This window comes from Sedimentibacter sp. (assembly GCF_038562225.1).
Lineage (GTDB): Bacteria > Bacillota > Clostridia > Tissierellales > Sedimentibacteraceae > Sedimentibacter.
Window position 1 is genome coordinate 131738 of record NZ_JBCFAS010000006.1, and the last position, 22709, is coordinate 154446.

The window sequence follows — 22709 nt, forward strand, 5'->3', positions numbered from 1 at the left end:
AAGTAAAAATGTTTAAGCCATTAGCGCTGCCGGAGTAAACAGTTTGCAGTAGCGAAGTCTCAGATGTACAAACAGTACAAATTAAGTAATTTGTACTGTATTATAAAAAAATGTATTCAATTTTGTATTGACGATTGTATAACATGCAATTATAATTATTAGTAAATGCAGTTTGATTTTGTGTGATGAAAATGAAGTCTTGGCAAAATAATTATAGGGAGGTATATCATGCTTGAAAACAGCTTAGAAAAACTTGTGGATATGGATATAGATAGAATCTACTTAGGGAATTTGTCAACTGTAGAGACAGACATTTCCCTGCCGTTGAAAGGAGAAAATGGAACATCTTTTGACTGGCAGTCATCCAATGACTATCTCTTGACTAAAGAAGGCAGGGTATCGCGTCCGCATTTCGGTGCTGGCAACAGGCAGGTTACTCTGATATTAACCGCAACTAATCAGGGCATAACAAAAGTAAAGACATATACAGCCAATGTACTGGAAAAGGAATATCCTTTCACAATCGAAAGGGTGTATCCGATTACTGTTTATACAAAGGTTGGGAAATTACCTGAATTGCCTTCTGTTATGGTTGCCTCTAACAACCTAGGTGAAGACATAGTTGTTTCTGTTGAATGGGAAAAGGTTAAACCGTGCATGGTTGAGAAGGAAGGGGATTTTGCTGTAAAGGGTTCAGTGAAGGATAACGTTGCATCTATGGCAGAAGTAATTGTTACTGACAATGAAAACCTGTTGATGCCAAAGCTAAATATTAAAAAAGAAGTGCAATCTTACAATGCTAAAAATGTAAAGCTGCTGCCGCCAAGCGATTTCTACAATCAGCAGCAAAGAGTGCTTGAATGCCTGTTAAATGTTGATGATGAAAGTATGTTGTATAATTTTAGAAGTGCAGCAGGAGTAAGTACAAATGGCGCAAGTCCAATGACAGGCTGGGATGCACCTGAGTGCAGGTTAAAGGGTCATACAACCGGTCATTATCTGTCTGCTCTTGCATTGTGCTTTGGGGCTACGGGAAATGAAAAAATAAAAGCTAAGCTTGATTATATGGTAGACGAGCTTTATATGTGTCAACAAGAAATGGCCAAATATCCAGATAAGTTTGCTTCAGGATTTTTAAGCGGATATGATGAAGAGCAATTTGATCTTTTAGAGGAATATACCACATATCCGACAATCTGGGCACCTTATTACACACTTCATAAAATTATGGCAGGATTGAGAGACTGCTATATTCAAGGTGAAAATTCAAAGGCTCTCAAAATTTTGAAAGGTATAGGACTCTGGGTCTATAACCGATTGAGCAAGCTGACAAAAGACCAACGAGATAAGATGTGGGCAATGTATATTGCGGGGGAGTTTGGAGGAATCAATGAGGTTCTCGCAGATTTATATATGCTTACAATGGATGAGCGATATCTGACAGCAAGTAAATATTTTGATAACGTTAAGCTATATCTTCCAATGAAGATGAGGATAGATGCACTCGGCAACCTTCATGCTAATCAGCATATTCCTCAAATTATCGGATGCCTCAGACAATTTGATGTAACAAAAGAAAAAGATAGATTTGAAATTGCAGATGCATTTTGGAACTTTGTTACAAAAGATCATATATATTCTATCGGTGGTACAGGTGAAACTGAGATGTTTAAACCTGCAAGGCAGATCGCAAGGTTTATATCCGAGAAAACGGCAGAAAGCTGTGCAAGCTATAATATGCTTAAGCTTACAGGAATGCTCTATGAATATAATTCTGACTCAAGATACATGGATTACTACGAGACTACAGTTACAAATCACATCCTCTCCAGTGGTGATATATCCGCTCCTACAGGAGGAAGTACATACTTCATGAGCGTAAGACCGGGTGCTCAAAAGGGATTTAATGTTGCTGAGAATTCTTGCTGCCATGGGACAGGCCTTGAAAACCACTTCAAATATGGGGAATACATATATGCTAAATCTGAAGATTCATTGTTCATTAATCTATTTATTCCAAGCAGTCTTCAGGCAAATGATGCAGACGTAGAACTGTCAACCGAAATAAGTGAAACAAACCTCAATATAAAGGTTAAGGTTAATGAACTTAACGGAAAAAGTCTTAAGATCAGAAAACCTTTATGGGCAAAAGATATAGCCGTGGAAGTTAATGGTTCGAAAACAGAAGCGATTGTCCAGGATGGATATATTAATTTTGAAATTCAAAATGGAATAGTTGAGTTATTATGCAGCTGCAGCGGATACTTGTCGAAGTGCATAGACGACGAAAAGACAGTCAGTGTTTGCTGGGGTCCTTACGTTTTAGCTGCAATTTCAAAACAATCAGAGTTTATTATGTTTGATGTTAACGATGAAACAGTGGGTAGGAAATTATTGCATGACGGCCATCTTAATTTTATGCTGGAAGAGCATAAATTAATGCCGCTTAACAGAATAGATAAAGAGAACTATCACGTATATGTGAAAATAAAATAATTTGTATGGAGGTTCAGCATGAACAGCAGTAATTATAAATTTTGGTTTGTAGTAGGCAGTCAGACATTATATGGACAGGAAGTATTGGACACAGTTGATTCCCGTGGAAGGGAAATGGCACAAAAAATGACTCAATCTGGTAATCTTCCATGGGTATTAGAGTATAAGGGAACTGTAAAATCAAATGATGAAATATATGATATTGTAAAACAAGCAAATAACACACCTGAATGTGCAGGTATCGTAACATGGATGCATACATTCAGTCCGAGCAAAATGTGGATAAACGGCCTTGTAAGTTTACAAAAGCCGTACTGTCATTTTGCTACACAATATAACAGGCAAATACCTAATGAAGAAATTGATATGGATTTTATGAACCTTAATCAATCAGCACATGGTGACAGAGAACATGGCTTTATTGCAGCAAGACTGAGGAGTAAAAGAAAGGTTATTGCCGGTTACTGGGAGGATGAAGATGTTCAGATTCGTTTAGGCAACTGGATGAGAAGTGCTGTAGGAGCATGCTTTAGCAAAGACGTCAGAGTTATGCGATTTGGAGATAATATGCGCCAGGTTGCAGTTACTGAAGGCGATAAGGTGGAAGCACAGATTAAGTTAGGCTGGCAGGTTAATACATGGCCTGTAGGGGAACTTGTAGAGCATATTAACAATGTAACTCCACAGCAGTTGGATGATTTGATGGCGGAGTACAGCGAAAAGTATGAATTTAACACAGATAATATCGATGCTGTAAAATATCAGGCAAAATGTGAAATTGCCATTAAGCAGATGCTTGAAAGAGAGAACTGTGCAGCTTTTAGCAATACCTTTGAAGATTTGCATGGGATGGATCAACTTCCTGGTCTGGCAACACAAAGGCTGCTGGGAGAAGGATATGGATATGGAGGTGAAGGAGACTGGAAGATAGGAGCTTTAACTGCTGTTATGAAAGCAATGGCTAATGGCCTAAACGGCGGAACAGGCTTTATGGAAGACTATACATATGATTTGGCAAAAGGCAACGAATTGTCTTTAGGAGCTCATATGCTGGAAGTTTGTCCTTCATTTGCATCAGACAAGCCTAAAATTGAAGTTCATCATTTGGGCATTGGTGGTAAGAATCCTCCGGCGAGACTGGTGTTTGAAGGAAAGCCAGGTAATGCCATCGTTGTAACACTGGTTGATATGGGTGGACGTTTCCGTCTCATATGTCATGATGTTGAATGTGTTAAACCAATTTATGAAATGCCTAACCTTCCGGTTGCCAGACTGATGTGGAAAGCGACTCCTGATTTGCTGACAGGTGCCGAAGCTTGGATTATAGCAGGCGGTGCACACCATACGGTATTAAGTTATGATTTGAATGCAGAGCACATGGAAGACTTAGCTGAGATTTTGGGAATAGAGTTTGTTCATATTTCAAAGGAAACAAATATTGCAAATCTAAAAAATCAGCTTTTCCTGAATGATTTGGCATGGAAGCTGCAATTATAGGGGTTTATTATGTATTCACAGCTAAAAACCAGGGTATATCAAGCAAATTTGTTGTTGCCTAAGTATAATCTTGTGAAGTTTACATGGGGCAATGTTTCAGAAATAGATAGAGAAAATTCAGTAATCGGGATAAAGCCAAGCGGTGTTGAATATGAAGATTTAACGCCGCAGGATATCGTGATAGTTGATTTGGAAACAGGAGGCGTGGTAGAGGGTAATTTAAAACCATCTTCCGACACAAAAACTCATCTTGAGCTATACAGAAGGTTTGAAGATGTAGGAGGTATAGTTCATACGCATAGCCCATGGGCAACAATTTTTTCTCAGATGGGTGAAGAAATACCTGCGCTGGGAACTACGCATGCTGACTATTTTTATGGAAGCATACCTGTAACCAGGCCCATGACAAGTAATGAAATAGAAGCCGACTATGAAGAAAATACAGGAAAAGTAATTGTTGAAACATTTGAAAAGTTATCCTATAAGGATATTCCATCTGTTCTTGTGCACAGCCACGGGCCATTTTCATGGGGGAAAGATGCCAACAACGCAGTTCATAATGCTGTTGTTTTGGAAGAGGTTGCATTTATGGCATGGCATAGCTACACTAAGAAAAATAATCTTCAGAATATGCAGCAGGAGTTATTGGATAAACATTATTTAAGAAAACATGGCGAAAAATCCTATTATGGGCAAAAATAAACGAGGTGGAATATGCATAATAATGATCTAAAGGAAATTATCTCTTCAGGCGAGATATGCTTAGGAGTTGAATTTGGATCTACACGAATAAAGGCAGTGCTTACTGCTGTTGGTGCTAATGTAATTGCAAAGTCGAGCTATAACTGGGAAAACAAGTTAGTGGATGGTATATTCACATACGACATGGAAGAGGTATGGACGGGACTAAGAAAATGCTATAAAGATATTGCAGAGTATGTTAAAGAGGAATTTAATGTTGTGATTACGAAAATTTCCTCTATTGGATTTTCGGCTATGATGCATGGATATCTTGTATTTGATAAGCAAGGGGATTTGCTTGTTCCGTTTAGAACATGGCGCAACACTATTACTGAGCAGGCAGCTTATTTGTTAAGTCAGCACTTTAATTTCAATATTCCGCAAAGATGGAGCATAGCTCATCTATATCAAAGCATTTTAAACAAGGAAAGCCACGTTGGTAATATTGACTTTCTTACTTCATTATCCGGATATGTTCATTGGAAGGTTACCGGCGAAAGGGTTATAGGTATAGGCGATGCTTCTGGCATATTCCCTGTAGATGAATCCACGCTTGATTACAATAAAAATATGATGGGACAATTTAAAGAAGTAGCTGAAAATGAAGGCTTCACCATTTCGCTTGAAAGCATATTGCCAAAAGTGCTGTTAGCAGGTCAAAGGGGTGGAAGATTAACCAAGGAAGGTGCATTGTTGATTGATCCGACTGGAATGCTGCAGGAAGGAATATTGGTATGTCCCCCGGAAGGTGATGCAGGCACGGGTATGGTTGCAACAAACAGCATAACACCAAAAACAGGAAATATTTCTGCAGGTACGTCAATTTTTGCTATGGTAGTTTTAGAGAAAAATCTATCTAAGTATTACAGTGAAATAGATATGGTAACTACACCCGCGGGGCACCCGGTGGCTATGGTGCACTGCAATACCTGCACATCGGATATAGATGCCTGGGTGAGAGTGTTTTACCAGCTTGCAGAACAAATAAACAATAATGTTAATATTTCAGATATTTATAATCTATTGTATCAATCAGCGTTAAATGGAAAGTATGATTGCGGCGGACTCACATCAATAAATTATTTTTCCGGCGAACCTGTTGTTAAAATTAAAGAGGGACTGCCGCTGTTTATCAGGGAAGCGGAGAATGAATTCAACCTTTCGAACTTTATGAGAGCACATATATACTCCAGTTTTGCAACTGTTAAAATAGGACTGGACATGTTATTCAATGATCAAGAAATAAAACTAGACAAGCTTTTAGGTCATGGAGGACTGTTTAAAATAGAGAAAATTGCTCAGCAGATGCTGGCAAGCGCTCTTGACACTCCTGTAGAAGTCACTGACACAGCAAGTGAGGGCGGAGCTTGGGGCATGGCAGTATTAGCAGAATATATGTGGCACAAAAACGAAAATCAATCGCTTGAAGAATATTTAAATGAAGTAATCTTTGTAGAAACGAAGACTAGTGTATGTTATCCAAATAAAGAGGAAACAGAAGGCTTTAACAGCTTTTTGAAAAGATATATAAAAACCCTGCAGATAGAAAACTTCGCAGTGGAGATAAACAACTAAAAAAGAACAAAACCAAAAAAGCATGAAATGATAATTTCCCCAAGGGTGAATCATGCTTTTTTATTATTCGCAAAAGGGACAAATAATAACATTGGCTCACCATTGGGAAATATATGGAAAACTTCTGCTGTGTGTTATATAATAAAAACAAAAGTTTTAAGAATATCCTGGGTTGCATTTCAGATAATTGCGGTTGTGATGCTTATTGCCGCAATTCAGAATTATGGAGCAGAAGTGCCCGATGTATGTAAAATAATTATGAAACAGCTTTGTGAGGTATTTAAAATGGAAAACAAACAATATAAAGCAATATTTTTTGCCATACTGGCAGCGGCATTATATGCTGTCAGTTCACCCATATCTAAACTCCTTCTGAAGGAAATTCCGCCAGCATTGATGGCAGCATGTCTTTATCTCGGGGCAGGATTAGGCATGTTTGTTATTGATATAATCAAGAAAAACAATGGTACAAAAAATGCAGAGGCAAGACTTACAAGAAAAGAACTTCCCTATACTATCGGTATGGTTGTATTAGACATTGCAGCCCCTATATTTTTGATGATAGGTCTCACCATGACATCTGCCGCCAATGTGTCATTGCTTAACAACTTTGAAATAGTGGCAACATCTCTGATAGCCTTAATGATATTTAAGGAACCTATAGGAATGAGATTGTGGGGCGCCATTTCACTGATTACAATCTCAAGCATTATATTGTCCATAGAAGACTTAGGCAGTTTTTCCTTTTCATTTGGTTCCATTTTTGTAATTCTGGCATGTATCAGCTGGGGATTGGAAAATAACTGTACCAGGAAATTATCGGTAAAGGACCCCATGCAGATCGTTGTGATTAAAGGAATCGGTGCGGGAACAGGTTCCTTAATAATTGCGCTGACAGCAGGAGAAAAAATAAATAATATTTCATTTGCAGCAGCAGCCTTAATATTAGGATTTTTTGCTTACGGCTTAAGCATATTCCTTTACATTTATGCCCAAAGATACCTGGGGGCCGCTAAGACCAGTGCCTATTATGCTGTGTCGCCGTTCATCGGGGTGGGTTTGTCGCTGGTTATTTTTAGAGAGGTACCGTCAGCCTCATTCATTGTCGCATTATCCATAATGGTTTTGGGCATGTATTTCGCTTCAACAGAGGGACATAAACTTAAACATCACCATGATGCAATAACTCATGAGCACAGCCACAGTCATGACGATGGTCACCATAATCACATTCATGAGGAAGCTGTTTCCGGCAGTCATACGCATGTTCATACTCACGTGGAGTGCACCCACTCCCATAAGCGCAGATTGGGCGCTCATATCTGATTGGAATAATTTGTTAATACAATTAATATGAATTATTGAAGCTGCAGTGTTTACGGTAAGTGGTGCAGTTCGCAATTCAATAGAATAACAGGAGAGTGAAACATATGGAAAAGCGGGATTTGATTAGGATTGCAGAGGAGTTTGTTGTAAATTCAAAAGAAAACTATATAACAGAGGAAATGGCCATTTCAGAAAAAGTTGCAGGAATGAAAATTTTTGATGCTCCTATTTTTGCATTTTGTTCTGCAGATGATGAATGCTTTGCATTATTGAAGCAGCCATCAGCAATAGGGGAGCACTTCATGCTTCCAAGAGAATGGATGCCCCCATCCAAGACTGTTATATCATTCTTTTTGCCATTCAGCGAAGAGGTCAGAAAGGGAAACAGAAAAGATATGTCGTGGCCTTCCGAAGAGTGGCTGCATGGACGCATTGAAGGCCAAATCCTTGTAAACAAGCTGTGTATGCATTTAAGGTCTGAGCTTGAAAGTGCAGGCTATGAAAGTATAGTCCCTTCTTTGGATGAAAGGTTCTGGTCTAATACCAACGGCACAAATCATGAAACAATGTTTACAAGCAATTGGTCAGAAAGACACGCAGCATTTGTATGCGGACTTGGAACATTCGGGCTATCCAAGGGGCTCATAACCCCAAAAGGAATGGCAGGGAGATTCGGCAGCATAATAACAGGCCTGCATTTGTCGCCAGACAGGAGAGACTATGAAAATGTATATGAATACTGTTCAATGTGCGGCAAATGTGTAAAAAATTGTCCGATAAATGCAATAACCATGGAAAATGGTAAGGATCACTTTATATGCTCTGAATTTTTAAACAAAACAAGAGAAAAGCACAGCCCAAGATATGGCTGCGGGAAGTGCCAGGTAGATGTACCCTGTGAATGCAGAATACCAGTATTACATGGCAAGGATTATAGACTGATCATGTCAAACGGGAAAGCAATTTGTTATGTAAAACCTAGAGGTTTATTATGAAAAAGGGTATTTTACTTGCTTTGGGGACAACGTTATTTCTCACAGCATGTATCAATGACGCACAAAATGCAAGTGAAAACAGTATAGATAATAGGCCTGAAAGAAAAAGTAAAGGTTGATAATTAATATTATCAGATGTTTATTAATAAATATTTTCAAATAGAGCGTGGCACAAATATTGGCAGATTTTCCTTATCCGTAAGAAGAGTGCAGACAGGATGTCTGCAAGAGAGCAATGAACAATATTCCAATATGATTAAGCAGCAAGTTAAACAAATTAGTTGAGAGGACGTATGAAAATTTTATGGCATTTATAAAAGGCAACAGAAAGCTACATAGGGTCTTTATGATATTTTTAATTTGTGCCATCATATTTTATGCCTATAGTTATATGCAAAGCAAGGTAAAAGAACGGCAAGCAACTATGCACAATGTGATAATAGATAGTATGAAGATAATAAACGCAATGTTTCCAGAGCAACAATTTGTAAAACAAGGTAAATTTTATAGTGCGGGAGAAAAAGAAAACTACTATATTGAGAGCATAATACCCGGTTCATTTATTAATAAGGATAATGATGAACTGCTGGTAGTTGTTCGAAGGCCATCCATTGAGTTAAGCCATATAGGGGGCTTTTATAATGCATATATGGCTGTTTTCGATAACTCCAGCGGTAAAATAATAAGTGAGGTTAAATTATTTAGTGTAGATGAAGGTAACTACCGTATATTTGACAGCCGGGGAATTTCCTATATATTCTTTGCGGGAAGCACTATATACCAGGGATGGTCAAATTGGTATGGAGGGTTATGGCAGGCAGGTCTCACATGGACAATGAAATGGCCAAAGGATTTGGAGAACCAAGAGTATTATGATTTTTGGAAAGATAGAGCAGTGGAAATAGGTGAAGATACTATTAAAATATTGCAGAGAAAAGTATTTCCCTTAAAAGATAAAAATCAAGTTATGCCAGATTATACATGGGAATATATCGAAAAACTTCAATGGGATAAAGAGAATGGACGTTTTAAGGTATTGGATCTTTAGATTATGTATAGTACAAGTTATTTAAATCAAATAAATAGAAATTTGACCTGCTGATTAATCATAGTAAGTCGTTTAAGAAAGAGGGTAAAATGAATTCATTTATAACATTAATACCACTTATACTTATAAGGTTTGGACTTTTAAGCATATTGGACAAGGATTCTTTAAAACGTGCAGCATTCTTCGCTCCCTTGATTGGAAAAGAAAAGGCGGCATATTGGTTTTATCAGACTTCAAACATTATGATTTTCGTATATTTGTGTTTTCACAGAATTACAACTGACCCATATTGGTTTAGTGTAGGTTTGGGGGTATATGGAGTAGGAGTCTTACTGTGTTTTGTGTCAGTATTAAATTTCGCAAGACCTTCAAAGAATGGTATCAATCTTAACGGACTATACCGTGTTTCCCGCAATCCTATGTATGTGGCATATTTCATATATTTTTTAGGCTGTGTGCTGCTTACTAAGTCATTGATATTGCTGGCAATATTAATTGTTTTTCAAATATCATCACATTGGATTATCCTATCGGAAGAAAGATGGTGCGTAAAGAAGTTTGGTAAAGAGTATACGAATTACATGACTAAAGTAAGGCGTTATATTTAGGTATGGGTATATTTGGCGTGTGAGCCGATTATAATCTCGCAAATCAGAATTTAGGAGGCATATCATGAAAAGGCAGATAGCAGTTGTAGTCATACTGTTACTGACAGCGATAGGTTTTGTGTTTTTCATCACTGGAGGAAAAAGATCGGATATAGTACTAAATAATTATAATGTGTCCGAAGATGGCAGTATCATGACAATTAATGTTGGTGTTGCAAGCAGCATGGGATATGTAAGAACCCTTAAGGTAAAAGAAGATGGAGACAACATGTACATTACCTTTTACCAGACATATGGAATGAACAGCAGGATTGGCGCTAAAAATGAATTTCAAATCGATTTGAATCCTTCCTGCAAAGGAATCTATTTTTACAGAGGAGATGACGGGTACGCCTTGGTGCTGCAAAAAGATGATGAAACAAAAGAATGGAATTTGAAAAGGTAAAAAATTATTCCGGTATGCAAGGATAAAAAAAGACAAACAGAATTTAGAAAATTTTCAAATTGCGCTTGCCGGTATATAATAATTTTTATATCAACTACAAAAAAAGGAAAATAAGAAAGGGGAACATATATGAAACCAGAAATTAACCTAATCACAATTTGGACAGATGAAATAGAAAAGATGAGGAATTTTTACAGTCAAGTTCTTGGCTTTAGAATCATAAATGACCTAGGCAATTATGTTGAATTTGAAAATAGCGGAGTAAGATTTGCTATCTGTTTGAGAAATGTTATGGTTGGTTATAGCAATGAATACAGCAAAAAAGCAGCTGGACAGTCTTTTGAACTGGCTTTTCCATGCGAAAATCCAAATGATGTTGACAAATCATTTAAGCAGTTAATAGAAATGGGCGCAACACTTATCCATGAGCCACAGGATATGCCTTGGAACCAAAGAACTGCATTATTTGCAGATCCGGACGGTAATATACATGAAATTTTTGCGGAGATTATTTAGTTGCAGGCTTTGATTTTAATTCTCTAGCTAATTTATAGGAGGTTTATAGATGAACAAAACGATTAACATTAGGATTGAAGAAGAAAAAGACTATAAGAAAGTAGAAGAAATCACGAGGTCATCTTTTTGGAATTTATATATTCCGGGATGCATTGAACACTACTTAGTTCATATTATGCGATCCCACAAGGACTTTCTGCCGGAGTTGGATCTGGTGATTGAAGCAGATGATCAGATTATCGGGAATATCATGTATACAAAGACAAAACTGGTTGATGAGTCTGGGCAGGAAAAAGAAATTCTTACCTTCGGTCCGGTTTGCATTATGCATGAATACCAAAGAATGGGTTACGGTAAAATGCTTATGGAGCATTCTTTTGAAAAAGCGGCTGCACTTGGATATGATGTGATTGTAATATTCGGAAACCCTTACAATTATGTAAGCCGTGGCTTTAAGAGCTGTAAAAAGTACAATATATGTCTTGATGATGGAACATGCCCATCAGCAATGATGGTAAAAGAACTGAAGCCGGAAGCTTTGGACGGAAGGAAATGGGTTTACTATGAAAGTCCTGTGATGAAGATAGACGAACAAGAAGCCGAGCGTTTTGATGAAAGTATGGAAAAAATGGAAAAGAAATTCGAACCTAGTCAGGAAGAATTTTATATTTACAGCCATTCTATTATACAGTGAATCCTTTAGTATAAGGCTTGAAAATAATATTCAGTAATTCACAGCTTATAAATATCTTAAAATTGTGTAACAAATCTTATATTATTCTCGTCTAATATATTGGTTGTTAAATTTTTCCTGCAGAATTGTAATAGATTTGAGCTGCTGATAAAATTAAATAGAACAAAAAAGAATGCAGCAATTTGTTAATTAATAATTTCCGTGGAACTTTAATCTAATTAAAGAGAGAGGAATCAAATATAAAAAAAGGAACATTTAATGTTCCGTATGTAGAATCTTATTGCTGTCAAAAATGCAAAAAGATTATAATTGAATTTTAATACATTTTAATAAACAAATTAGTTCGTATAATTCGAAATGTGCGTATTTATGGAGGTCAATTATGGCAAAGTATGAAAAGAAATTAATCGGTAATTTTCAGGAAATAATAAACAAACTTGAAAATGAAATTATGAATAGTGGTTTTTCAATGAATTTAGTTGATGAAAGCAACTACAGTTCAGGAGATTCATATATAGCAGTTCGTGTATATGATAAATATTTTATGCGAAACTCAAGCAGGGCAAGTTTAAGTTTAACAGTAGTTGGTCATGGCAGTGATATTTTTATTTCAGCTATTGGAGCAGGCGGCGGACAAGGAGTAATTTTTAACTTCAGTTTGGGAGCAGAAGATGAATTGGTAGATATCGTAAGATATTGTATGGAGGAATTAGAATAAATATATGGAGTAATTTATGGAGATAAATGTTATAACAACGAGGTGTCAGGGATGGATTCAGATAAGTTAAAAAAGTTAGTGGGGAACTTTAAGAAGAGAAACATGGAAGTAAAGTATTTTGAATGTTTAGAAGATGTTAAGTCGTGCATATTAGATACAGTACCGATAGAATCGACAATAGGAATCGGTCATTCGGCTACACTCCAAAAGATGGATATTACCAACTTATTATTAGAAAGAGGTAATTTTGTATATGATAAAGAACTTGCAAAAAATCGGGATGAGAGCAGAGAATTAAAAAGGAAGGCTCTTACTACAGATTGGTATATTACTGGTTCGAATGCAATATCTGTTGACGGTAGGATTGTTAATGTTGACCATACCGGTAACAGAGTGGCTGCAATTACTTATGGGCCAGATAAAGTAATAATTGTAGTTGGCAAAAATAAAATTGCAGATACAGTAGATGAAGCAATAAAAAGAGTTAAAAATGTCGCATGCCCCACAAATGCAAAGCGTGCAGGATATAATCCTCCATGCGTAACATTGAACCGGTGCGTAGATTGTATAGGGGTATGCAACATCCTTTCAATTATTGGAGGACAAACAGACAACAACAGAATTAAAGTGTTCATAGTTAATGAAGAATGTGGATTCTGATATTTTAAATTATAAATAATGAAATTGGTCTGATATTTGATATCATAAAAAATGGTTTGATTTAAATCAAAGCTGTGAAATTAAGAGAGCTAAAAACACCTAACTACATAGCTGCAGTAAAATAGAGAACTAAACCATATAAAACTATTGAGAGGATTTTTATGAACATTTTGGTTATAGGTGGAACAAGATACTTCGGAATTTATCTTATTAAAGAGTTGTTGGAACAGGGACATGATGTAACCATTGCAACGAGAGGCATTGCAAAAGATAATTATGGAGATAAGGTTTCGAGAATTATCTTTAACAGAAATGATGCTGCCAGTGTGAAGGAATCATTATCTGGCAAGTTTTTTGATATAGTATATGATAAACTTGCCTATTGCTCAAATGATGTAAAATATTTATTAGATGTTATAAAATGCAATAAATATATATTGATGTCCAGTACATCAGTTTATGAAAAACATTGGGACACAAAGGAAGAAGACTTTGACCCAATAGATAAAAAACTAATTTGGTGTTCAAGAATGGATTTCCCATATGATGAAGCAAAAAGACAGGCTGAGTATGCACTGTGGCAGAAATATAATGATATAAATGCAATTGCAGTGAGATATCCCTTTGTTATTGGACAAGACGATTATACGAAAAGGTTATATTTTTATGTAGAACATGTTATAAAAGGAATACCAATGTATATAGATAATATTGATTGTCAGATGGGATTTATCCGATCAGACGAGGCGGGTTTATTTATGGCATTTCTCGCTGATAAGGATTTTTCAGGTCCTATTAATGGAAGTTCGCATGAAACCATTTCTATAAGAGAAATATTGAAGTATGTTACAGAAAGAACAGGAAAAGAGGCTGTCTTATCGAAAGGTGGTGAAAAAGCACCATACAATTTTGAACCTGAATACAGTATTAATACAAATAGGGCAGAGAACTTAGGATTCAAGTTCAGTAATCTAAAAGATTGGATATATGAGTTGATAGACTATTATATAGAATCAGTCACCGCCATATAATCCTTAAGCTAGATACCAAAAATCCAATATAGAGTCAATGGTGCAATACTATTCAGGATTTTGATTTCATTGCTCTCGAATAATATGAGCTATAAAAAAAGCATCGTGCCTTTCAAATTGATTATGATTAAATAATTAGTTTTGTCTTTGTAATAATTACGTCGTATTTTTTAAATGTTACGAATCAGTAACATATTGTAGACCAATTGTTTATATTTGATATCAATAAATAGGAATTTGATGAGGAAAATAGAATGGGAAACAGAATAATTGTATGTGGTGGAAATGGTGCAGGAAAAAGTACATTAGGCAAAGAACTATCTAAAAAATTAGAATGGAAGTTTATGGACATAGAAGACTATTATTTCCCTTTAAATAGCATGGATTATAACTATGAGATGGCACGAACAAGAGAAGAGGTGTCGTCTTTATTGTTAGAAGATCTAAAGCTATGTGATAATTTTATACTTGCTTCGGTTAAAGGAAATTATGGTGAAGAAGTTAGTTCCATGTTTACTTGTGCGGTATTGATTAGTGTACCAAAAGAAATCAGAATGAAACGAGTAAGAGATAGGTCATATAAAAAATTTGGAGACAGGATTTTGCAAGGTGGCGATTTATATGAGAAGGAGAAAAAGTTTTTTGATATGGTTGAGCAACGTTCAGAAGATGATGTAACAGTATGGATAGAGTCTATTAATATTCCGATCATTCGGGTAGATGGAACGCAGCCTATAGACAGAAATATTAAAACTATAAGTCGATTATTAATGGAGCGTTAGTGTTGATTTTGAAATAGATAAATGCCAATTTATCGAATTGATTAGTAATGACAGATGTTTTGAGGTGTGAAAATGGAACTTTGGGATGTATATGAAATTAATAGAAATAAAACAAATAAAACTATGGTTCGTGGGGAACCCTTTGAAAAAAATAATTATCATTTAGTTGTTCATGTATGTGTTTTTAATTCTAATGGTGAGATGCTAATTCAACAAAGACAACCTTTTAAAAAAGGTTGGTCTAACATGTGGGATATAACAGTCGGTGGAAGTGCTATAAAAGGTGATACAAGTCAATCTGCTGCTGAAAGAGAATTATATGAGGAAATTGGGTTAACAATAGATTTTAAAAATATTAGACCTCACATTACCATAAACTTTAACAATGGATTTGATGATGTTTATCTAATTGAGCAAGAGGTAGATATCAATGAATTATCATTGCAGTATGAGGAAGTTCAGAATGTTAAGTGGGCTTCAAAAGAAGAAATATTTTCTATGATAGAAAGTGGTGAATTTATACCATATTATCAGAGCTTGATACAATTGTTCTTTGATATTCGAAAAAAGTATGGTTGTACTAAACAAAATGATAGCACCCTGTAATATGGCAATTTCGAATTTGTATATTGATTTGATGTAGCATGCTTATATTTAATCATGCGTATCTTTAAACTTTTGCGTCACATCGGTAAATAGGACAAATAAAAAAATTATAATAATTAATAGGGATAAAGTGGACGAACGTTTTACATTTAATGAAGATGTTGGGAACTATGAAAAGTGGAGACCAACATATTGTATAAATTTTGCTTATTTGATTGTACCGTCGAAAGGAGATTAATAATGAAGGCAAAGGCTCATTTTATATCCATAGTATTTTTGGTATTAGTGCTATATTTATATATTAGTGGCTATAGATTTACACCAAGGCAAGCAGCCAATGCACATTATTTTTTAGAAAGAGACTCTCAAGTAATTAGTGAAGTTGATGTTGGTTGGGGATATGCTTATATTTACAAAGTTTCAGACTACTATTTAACAGTTATGGCTACAAAAAGAGGATTTCTCTGGAGAGCACCAATAAGTTCACATACCAAAGATGTTAATGACAAAAATGATAATATTAGAACTATTGGTTGGATGAGTTATACCAATAGTGAAAAAGAAAAAGCAACAATTTTAGTAGTAGAAAATAAGGATGAAACTGTTGCTTATATAGAAGCAGGTAAAGAGACTCAAAGAAATAAAAAGAATATAGGAAATGGAAAATTGGTAACATTTGTTTGGGATGAAGCATTGTTTTCACATGATATCAACCCAGTAGCATTATCTAAAGATAATAGAGAACTATATAGATATGGATATCCTTTAGGATCAACTATACATAGAGATACAGATATGAAATGGTATAGTATCAAGTAACATCAGTAAAAAAATGCAAAGCAAAGAGTAGTTATATTTGATGGAGGTGAAATCGTGGAATACATTGAGGTAATTCCCCATGAGGGAATTGGACCATTAAAATTGGGAATGTCATCTGAAGAAATACTTTTTACTCTTGAACAACTTCATATTATATGGTCAAATAAACAGAATTTTGACATATCAAAATCTACTGACATTGATTGCTATACGAGATATCAAGACGGTTCATCATTTTTTATGGTAAAATATGAAAACAATAAAGCTGTTGAAATCGTAGTCGACTATGAGCTAAGAGAAAAAATAAAGATAGAAATCTATGGAATTGATGTATTTCAAATTACTGCTGAAGCATTAGTATCAAAACTAAAAAATTATAGCGTTTGCAACTATGATATGGAAGATGAACTGCTTAGCACAAATTACGAATTTGATGATATCGGAATTCGTCTTTGGAGAGAACAACCCTTTCACCCTAAGCTTCTTACTGATGAGTTATATATAAATGAAATGAGGGAAGTTATTGATGAAATGTATCAGTATCTTTATTTTCAAATAATAGCTGTTAAAAGCTGATAATGAAAGATTATGAGCATTATCTTAGATAGCTTATATGTAATACAATTATAACTTCGCAATATTAATATATTCCGTCATAGAAATATACAAGAAACAATTAGCTAGGAGGATTAACGGTGAAAGAATTATTATTAATTGAACCTTCAAAGAAATTCAAGGACGAATTTGCACAAATGGTACAAGATTATGAAAAGTATGGTGAAATAGAGTATTATGAAATGTATAAATCAGCACTTGATGATTTTAATAAATATGTAGAAAATCTCATAGATAATTCAAGAGGAATAGGATTAAAAGAAGGTTGGGTGCCATGTTCAACCTTTTGGTTGATAGATAACACAAATCATATTTTAGGTGTCATTAGGGTAAGAAAGGAATTGAATTCAGAGTTTTTAAGAAATATTGGAGGACATATTGGTTATGATATAGCACCTTCCAATCGTAGAAATGGATATGGTGCACATATTTTAAAGATAGGTTTAGAAAAAGTAAAATCGATGGGAATTAATACTGTGTTAATAACTTGTAAATCTGATAATCAAGCTTCAGCAAGAATAATTGAAAAAAATGGCGGAATTTTTGATTCGGAAATAAGGGATAGTGATAGTAGTAAGATTTTCAGGAGATACTGGATTAATATGACAAATGAATGATTCAATATTCGAATTACAAGCAAAGGTTTAATTATGTGAACCAAGTATAGTTTATTTAATTTGAGGAGTGGGAGTATGAAATATATATCAAGTAAAGATATAAATCTTGGTACCTATTTAATTGTTTTACATGGAATTTCAATAGTGTGTGGGTTTATTAAATGGCCTTTGTTTATTTTTGCTGGTATATTTATGTTTTCCTATATTATATTAGATAGACATAGATTAAGATGTCCAAATTGCGGAGGATTTGAAAATCTTGATAGATTGAATTATGCAAAAAAACATGTGTTTCATTGTAGACATTGTGGAGAACGAATCAATATTTTATAATGATATAATTGATGCATAGCATTCAAATAATCCGTCATGTTAGTAGGAATTTATGTTTACGATCAAATGAAGTGTATTTTAACCAATAATTTCTTAGGGAAGTCAAAAATATAGTTTAAATGGAGTATTCTTATACTTTGATCTACAAAAAACTCTATTTACAGCTTCTATATATTTATCTCCAATGTCATGTGTATTGTTTTCGAATATCAAAAAACAATTGTATCAAACTTTGATAATATGGTAAAAATTCACCATTTTCTATCATTGAAAATATTCTTCTTTTGACTTTAACTAATAAAAAAATAGTCTAAAATCTGAATTCAAGAAATCGGGGGTATTATGGGTAAATTCGTTTTAATTAAGCCGAATTTTAATTATGAAGGTGATATTGAAGCCTTTCGTAAAGAAATGCTAGAGGCTGACAGCTCTATGGATGGGACAGGTCCATTGAGGCGTATGGAAAATATTGAGGAATGGCTGGAATTTAATAAAAAATGTGAAAATGAAGAAAGTGCACCTGAAAATTGGGTTCCATGTGAACAATTCATTTATGTTCGTGAAGCAGGCAATAAAATAGTTGGTATGATTCAATTTAGACATTATTTCAACGAATTTCTTGAAAAATATGGTGGTCATATCGGATATTCGGTACGCCCTAATGAAAGAAGAAAAGGCTACGCTAAGCATATGCTGGCTGAATGTCTTGAAGTTTGTAAAGCATATGGGCTTAAGGATGTTCTAATAACGTGCATTCAAGGAAACGAAGGTAGCAAACGTACCATCCTGGCTAACAATGGCGAATATGAAAGTACAATTTATTGTGAGCCGGATAATGTATATCTCGAAAGATACTGGATACATTTGTAAATTTCTATTTGTTAATGACAGGCTATATTAGTTTTTAAATTCGAAATATTCAAATATTGTGATGTAATACTATTAAATTCGACATATGAATTATTTATTTAGAAAACGATAAATAGGAAGTTGTAAGGAAGATTATTTATACTTGATGAGGTGAACAAAATGAAAACTATAACAATTTGTGGTAGTATGAAATTTGCAGAGAAAATGAAACAGATTGCTTGGAGACTGGAGGTTGAAAAAGGGTTTAATGTACTTCAATGCATCTATAATGAGCAGAATGAGCCTATAACTGACGAGGCACAAAAGCGTCTTGTTGCAGCACATTATAAGAAAATAGATATTTGCGATGCCGTTTATATTGTTGATATTGATGGTTATATTGGCACATCGGTTGCTGATGAAATTTTATATGCAAAAGAGAACGGAAAAGAGCTTATTTTTCACAGCAGACAGTCTTAAATAGCTTCGCGTAATGAGCATAACACGAAGTTCACAAGTTCCAATTTATCGTGAAAACTATGAGCATAATGTGCAGTTGTGTTATTTAGCATTCTTCAAATTGTACGAATCAGTAGAAAATTACAAATTTAGGATTTTTTCATTTATGTGAGGTATAAAATGAAACATAGACTAATTATCGTTGAAGGACTTCCCTGTTCAGGGAAAAGCAATACATCAAAATATATTGCTGATTACTTGAAAGAAAGTGACGAAAATATATGTTTTGTAGATGAGGGAACTAAAAATCATCCAGCAGATTATGAATTCCATGGATATCTGTCAAAAAAAGAACTTAATAGTTTTTCAGAAGAAGAACAAGATATAATTTTAAAAGAATCTACTTATGAAAACATTGGATATATTGTTCCATTATCTAAAATGGAAGGGAGTATTTTAGAAAAACTACTTAAATATAAGATTTATGACTCCTTACCATGGGATACTGAGAAAAATGTTATGCTGAATAAATGGAAGCAATTTGTCAGGGATAGTGATAAGAACATGACATATATTTTTAATTGTTGTCTATTACAAAATCCTATGTGTGAAACAATGATTCGCTTCGACTTTTCATATAAAGTTAGCAAGTCTTATGTGAAGAGCATTTGTGAAATTATTGAAGAAATGAATCCTGTAATTTTTTATCTTAAATGTACTGATATAAATAAGAGAATCTTACAGGTGTCAAGAGGAAGAGATAAGAAATGGCTTGACGATGTAATTGAATACCATACAAAAGGAGCTTACGGTACTCGACATGAATTAGAAAATTTTAATGGGTATATTGCTTGCCTTGAAGAAAGGCAGAAAAGAGAAATATTGATACTTCATGAATTGAAGTTGGAAAGTTTTATACTGACCGACCCTTTTAATGATTGGGATGAATCTCTTAATTTTATAAGAGCAACTTGTGATATACTTAAGTCGTAATTTTCAAGTATTACAGCAGGAGGTTGAATAGTGTGTAATATAATTCTAATAATTTTCGTAGGAGGAAAATGCAATGAATGCTTCAGTAAAGCCAAATATTACATTAGATGAACTTGATAAGATTGATATTAGAGTAGGAACAATAATATCAGTTGAGGACATTAAAAGTTCAAATAAATTAGTTAAACTTTCAGTCGATTTTGGTGATTTTACGAGGACCATATTAGTTGGAATGAAAGGTGAAAGAGAAAATCTAAAGGAAATTGAAGGACAGCAGGCTTTATTTGTTGTCAACCTGGACCCTAAGAAAATGGCTGGAGAACTTTCTGAAGGGATGTTATTTGACATTGGATATGCAGATGGTATTGTTCCTGTATTGGCTCAACCAGAAAAAACGGTACCTAATGGCACAAGGGTTGGATAAGGATTATTAGACCGTAATCTTAAATTGCAAGAGGATAATTTAATGATAATTAGAGAAGCAAAAATATCTGATGCATTTAGTATTGCAAAAGTAAGTGTGGATGCTTGGAGAACTACATATAAAGGCATTTTATCATATGAATATCTTAATAACTTGTCTTATGAACAAAGAGAACAAGCAATGAAAAATATTATTAGTAATTCTACAAGAGATGGAATTTCTATTTTTGTTGCTGAAGAAAGTAAAAATGGAATAGTTGGATTTTCCACATGTGGAAGAGAAAGAAGTAATGACGAAATTTATCATGGTGAATTGTATGATATATATATAATTAAGGAATATCAAAATAAGGGTATAGGAAGTATGCTTTTGAATTATGTTCAAGAAAGACTATCAAGCCAAAAGTTACAGCCAATGCTCATATGGGTTTTAGAGGACAATAAACCTGCATGTAACTTTTATGAGATAAGAGGCGGAAATAGAATTAAGGAAAGATATATGAACATTGAAAATGTAATATTAAAAGAAGTTGCATAAGAGTTTATGTAAAGGAAGTAAGTTTATAGTAAAAAATAGGCGAAGACAGATGTTAGGAAATAATTAGCTCATATTGTTCACATAGTACGAATCAGTAACAGATTTAAACCAATTGTTAATATGTAATATCAATAAATAGGGATTTGTAGCATAGATTCTTTGTATGTAGGAGGTGAATATAAATGTTAAAATTCAATTTCATGTCATTGACACCAATTACAAAAGGTTGGTCGGGTGATAAGAAATATTGTGTTATAAGAGTGGACAGGAGAAAGTATCTACTACGTATTTCTCCTTCAGATCATTACAACCGCAAAAAGGTTGAATTTGAAATGATGCAACGAGTTGCAGCTCTTGGTGTGCCAATGTGTCAACCTATTGAATTTGGAACTTGTGATGAGGGGGTGTATTCTCTGCAACGCTGGATTGATGGAAAAGATGCTGAAGAAAAGCTTCCACTTTTGTCTGATACAGAGCAGTATACTTATGGACTTGAGGCAGGTCGGATTTTGAAAAAAATTCATTCTCTTCCTATTTCATCAACACAGGAGGATTGGGAGATACGCTTTAATTGTAAAATCGACCGAAATATTCGAATTTACAGTGACTGCCAGATAAAATACGAAAACGCACAAACCTTTATAGATTATATAAATTCAAATCGCCAGTTACTGAAAAATCGCCCACAATGCTATCAGCACGGAGACTATCATATCGGAAACATGATGATTGATAATGATGGCAAGTTGCAAATTATCGACTTTGACCGTTGTGATTATGGCGATCCATGGGAGGAGTTCAATCGTATCGTTTGGAGTGTCCAAAAAGCACCGTTGTTCGCTTCGGGAATGGTAAATGGCTATTTTGATAATAAGGTGCCGTTGGATTTTTGGAGAATTTTAATCCTTTATATTTCAAGTAACACTCTTTCATCTATTCCATGGGCACTTTCCTTTGGTCAAAAGGAAATTGACACAATGATAAATCAAGCAAAAGATGTGCTAAACTGGTATGACAACATGAAGAATATTGTTCCAACATGGTATAAGAGTATCATTATATAATAATTTTATGAACCATCAAATTCCAATTTATATAGATGAGTTAGCATAATTTTTTCAGTTGTAATGTCGTAATGTTTGGATTTAACGTCGCAATAGTAAAATTATGCGTCATATGGATTACCAAGAAAAATATAAATTTATGGGGGTATAAGGGAATATGAGAAAAACAGCAGTTCTATTATATGAAACATGTTGTATTTTTGAAGTTGCTGTAGCATTAGAAATGTTACAAATGGCTCACAAACCAGTAGTCTATTATGC

27 protein-coding genes are annotated in these 22709 nt (G+C 34.5%); all 27 read left to right on the top strand.

Translation table 11 applies throughout. The features are described from left to right. Positions 1 to 228 precede the first annotated feature (228 nt). On the top strand, positions 229 to 2496 hold the full coding sequence (locus AAGU76_RS18275) for a beta-L-arabinofuranosidase domain-containing protein (protein WP_342486957.1): 2268 nt from the start codon (positions 229 to 231) through the stop codon (positions 2494 to 2496). Between the two features lie 18 nt (positions 2497 to 2514). Then, the gene (gene araA, locus AAGU76_RS18280; protein WP_342486958.1) at positions 2515 to 3993 is read left to right on the top strand and encodes an L-arabinose isomerase; all 1479 of its coding nucleotides are present in this window, start codon (positions 2515 to 2517) and stop codon (positions 3991 to 3993) included. 9 nt (positions 3994 to 4002) lie between these two features. Beyond that, positions 4003 to 4695, top strand: a complete 693-nt coding sequence (locus AAGU76_RS18285) for an L-ribulose-5-phosphate 4-epimerase (RefSeq protein ID WP_342486959.1) — start codon at positions 4003 to 4005, stop codon at positions 4693 to 4695. A 12-nt stretch (positions 4696 to 4707) separates the two neighbouring features. Further along, positions 4708 to 6309, top strand: coding sequence for an FGGY-family carbohydrate kinase (locus tag AAGU76_RS18290; protein WP_342486960.1), 1602 nt, complete (start codon positions 4708 to 4710; stop codon positions 6307 to 6309). 285 nt (positions 6310 to 6594) lie between these two features. Continuing rightward, complete coding sequence (locus AAGU76_RS18295) at positions 6595 to 7635, top strand: DMT family transporter (protein ID WP_342486961.1); 1041 nt, start codon at positions 6595 to 6597, stop codon at positions 7633 to 7635. A 104-nt stretch (positions 7636 to 7739) separates the two neighbouring features. Further along, positions 7740 to 8630: a 4Fe-4S binding protein gene (locus AAGU76_RS18300; protein WP_342486962.1), complete on the top strand. Its 891-nt coding sequence runs from the start codon at positions 7740 to 7742 to the stop codon at positions 8628 to 8630. Next, the gene (locus AAGU76_RS18305; protein ID WP_342486963.1) at positions 8627 to 8749 is read left to right on the top strand and encodes a hypothetical protein; all 123 of its coding nucleotides are present in this window, start codon (positions 8627 to 8629) and stop codon (positions 8747 to 8749) included. Before AAGU76_RS18300 ends, AAGU76_RS18305 begins: the two co-directional genes overlap by 4 nt. A 185-nt stretch (positions 8750 to 8934) precedes the next feature. Continuing rightward, positions 8935 to 9678, top strand: coding sequence for a hypothetical protein (locus AAGU76_RS18310; RefSeq protein WP_342486964.1), 744 nt, complete (start codon positions 8935 to 8937; stop codon positions 9676 to 9678). Between the two features lie 89 nt (positions 9679 to 9767). Next, entirely contained in the window at positions 9768 to 10286 is a 519-nt protein-coding gene (locus AAGU76_RS18315) for an isoprenylcysteine carboxylmethyltransferase family protein (protein ID WP_342486965.1), read from the top strand. 64 nt (positions 10287 to 10350) lie between these two features. Then, positions 10351 to 10731 carry a hypothetical protein gene (locus AAGU76_RS18320; RefSeq protein ID WP_342486966.1) on the top strand — a complete coding sequence of 127 codons (381 nt, stop codon included), beginning with the start codon at positions 10351 to 10353 and terminating at the stop codon, positions 10729 to 10731. A 129-nt stretch (positions 10732 to 10860) separates the two neighbouring features. Then, positions 10861 to 11247 carry a VOC family protein gene (locus tag AAGU76_RS18325; protein WP_342486967.1) on the top strand — a complete coding sequence of 129 codons (387 nt, stop codon included), beginning with the start codon at positions 10861 to 10863 and terminating at the stop codon, positions 11245 to 11247. 49 nt (positions 11248 to 11296) lie between these two features. Next, positions 11297 to 11941 carry an N-acetyltransferase gene (locus AAGU76_RS18330; protein WP_342486968.1) on the top strand — a complete coding sequence of 215 codons (645 nt, stop codon included), beginning with the start codon at positions 11297 to 11299 and terminating at the stop codon, positions 11939 to 11941. Between the two features lie 382 nt (positions 11942 to 12323). Next, entirely contained in the window at positions 12324 to 12659 is a 336-nt protein-coding gene (locus tag AAGU76_RS18335; protein WP_342486969.1) for a DUF6054 family protein, read from the top strand. 51 nt (positions 12660 to 12710) lie between these two features. Then, a complete protein-coding gene (locus AAGU76_RS18340; protein WP_342486970.1) occupies positions 12711 to 13319 on the top strand; it encodes a lactate utilization protein in 609 nt (202 codons plus the stop codon). Positions 13320 to 13480: 161 nt separating this feature from the next. Further along, entirely contained in the window at positions 13481 to 14350 is an 870-nt protein-coding gene (locus tag AAGU76_RS18345; RefSeq protein WP_342486971.1) for an NAD-dependent epimerase/dehydratase family protein, read from the top strand. A 254-nt stretch (positions 14351 to 14604) separates the two neighbouring features. Next, positions 14605 to 15132: an AAA family ATPase gene (locus AAGU76_RS18350; RefSeq protein ID WP_342486972.1), complete on the top strand. Its 528-nt coding sequence runs from the start codon at positions 14605 to 14607 to the stop codon at positions 15130 to 15132. A gap of 72 nt (positions 15133 to 15204) precedes the next feature. Next, on the top strand, positions 15205 to 15738 hold the full coding sequence (locus AAGU76_RS18355) for an NUDIX domain-containing protein (RefSeq protein WP_342486973.1): 534 nt from the start codon (positions 15205 to 15207) through the stop codon (positions 15736 to 15738). Positions 15739 to 15978: 240 nt separating this feature from the next. Next, on the top strand, positions 15979 to 16557 hold the full coding sequence (locus AAGU76_RS18360; protein WP_342486974.1) for a hypothetical protein: 579 nt from the start codon (positions 15979 to 15981) through the stop codon (positions 16555 to 16557). Positions 16558 to 16611: 54 nt separating this feature from the next. Further along, positions 16612 to 17133 carry a hypothetical protein gene (locus tag AAGU76_RS18365; RefSeq protein WP_342486975.1) on the top strand — a complete coding sequence of 174 codons (522 nt, stop codon included), beginning with the start codon at positions 16612 to 16614 and terminating at the stop codon, positions 17131 to 17133. A gap of 119 nt (positions 17134 to 17252) precedes the next feature. Next, entirely contained in the window at positions 17253 to 17789 is a 537-nt protein-coding gene (locus AAGU76_RS18370) for a GNAT family N-acetyltransferase (RefSeq protein ID WP_342486976.1), read from the top strand. Positions 17790 to 17864: 75 nt separating this feature from the next. Further along, the gene (locus AAGU76_RS18375; protein ID WP_342486977.1) at positions 17865 to 18122 is read left to right on the top strand and encodes a hypothetical protein; all 258 of its coding nucleotides are present in this window, start codon (positions 17865 to 17867) and stop codon (positions 18120 to 18122) included. Positions 18123 to 18464: 342 nt separating this feature from the next. Continuing rightward, positions 18465 to 18992, top strand: coding sequence for a GNAT family N-acetyltransferase (locus tag AAGU76_RS18380; RefSeq protein ID WP_342486978.1), 528 nt, complete (start codon positions 18465 to 18467; stop codon positions 18990 to 18992). 159 nt (positions 18993 to 19151) lie between these two features. Then, entirely contained in the window at positions 19152 to 19451 is a 300-nt protein-coding gene (locus AAGU76_RS18385; RefSeq protein ID WP_342486979.1) for a hypothetical protein, read from the top strand. 159 nt (positions 19452 to 19610) lie between these two features. Continuing rightward, the gene (locus AAGU76_RS18390; RefSeq protein WP_342486980.1) at positions 19611 to 20423 is read left to right on the top strand and encodes a hypothetical protein; all 813 of its coding nucleotides are present in this window, start codon (positions 19611 to 19613) and stop codon (positions 20421 to 20423) included. Between the two features lie 73 nt (positions 20424 to 20496). Further along, entirely contained in the window at positions 20497 to 20847 is a 351-nt protein-coding gene (locus AAGU76_RS18395; protein ID WP_342486981.1) for a tRNA-binding protein, read from the top strand. 42 nt (positions 20848 to 20889) lie between these two features. After that, positions 20890 to 21384: a GNAT family N-acetyltransferase gene (locus AAGU76_RS18400; RefSeq protein ID WP_342486982.1), complete on the top strand. Its 495-nt coding sequence runs from the start codon at positions 20890 to 20892 to the stop codon at positions 21382 to 21384. Positions 21385 to 21566: 182 nt separating this feature from the next. Continuing rightward, the gene (locus AAGU76_RS18405) at positions 21567 to 22448 is read left to right on the top strand and encodes a phosphotransferase (protein WP_342486983.1); all 882 of its coding nucleotides are present in this window, start codon (positions 21567 to 21569) and stop codon (positions 22446 to 22448) included. The last annotated feature ends 261 nt before the right edge of the window (positions 22449 to 22709 follow it).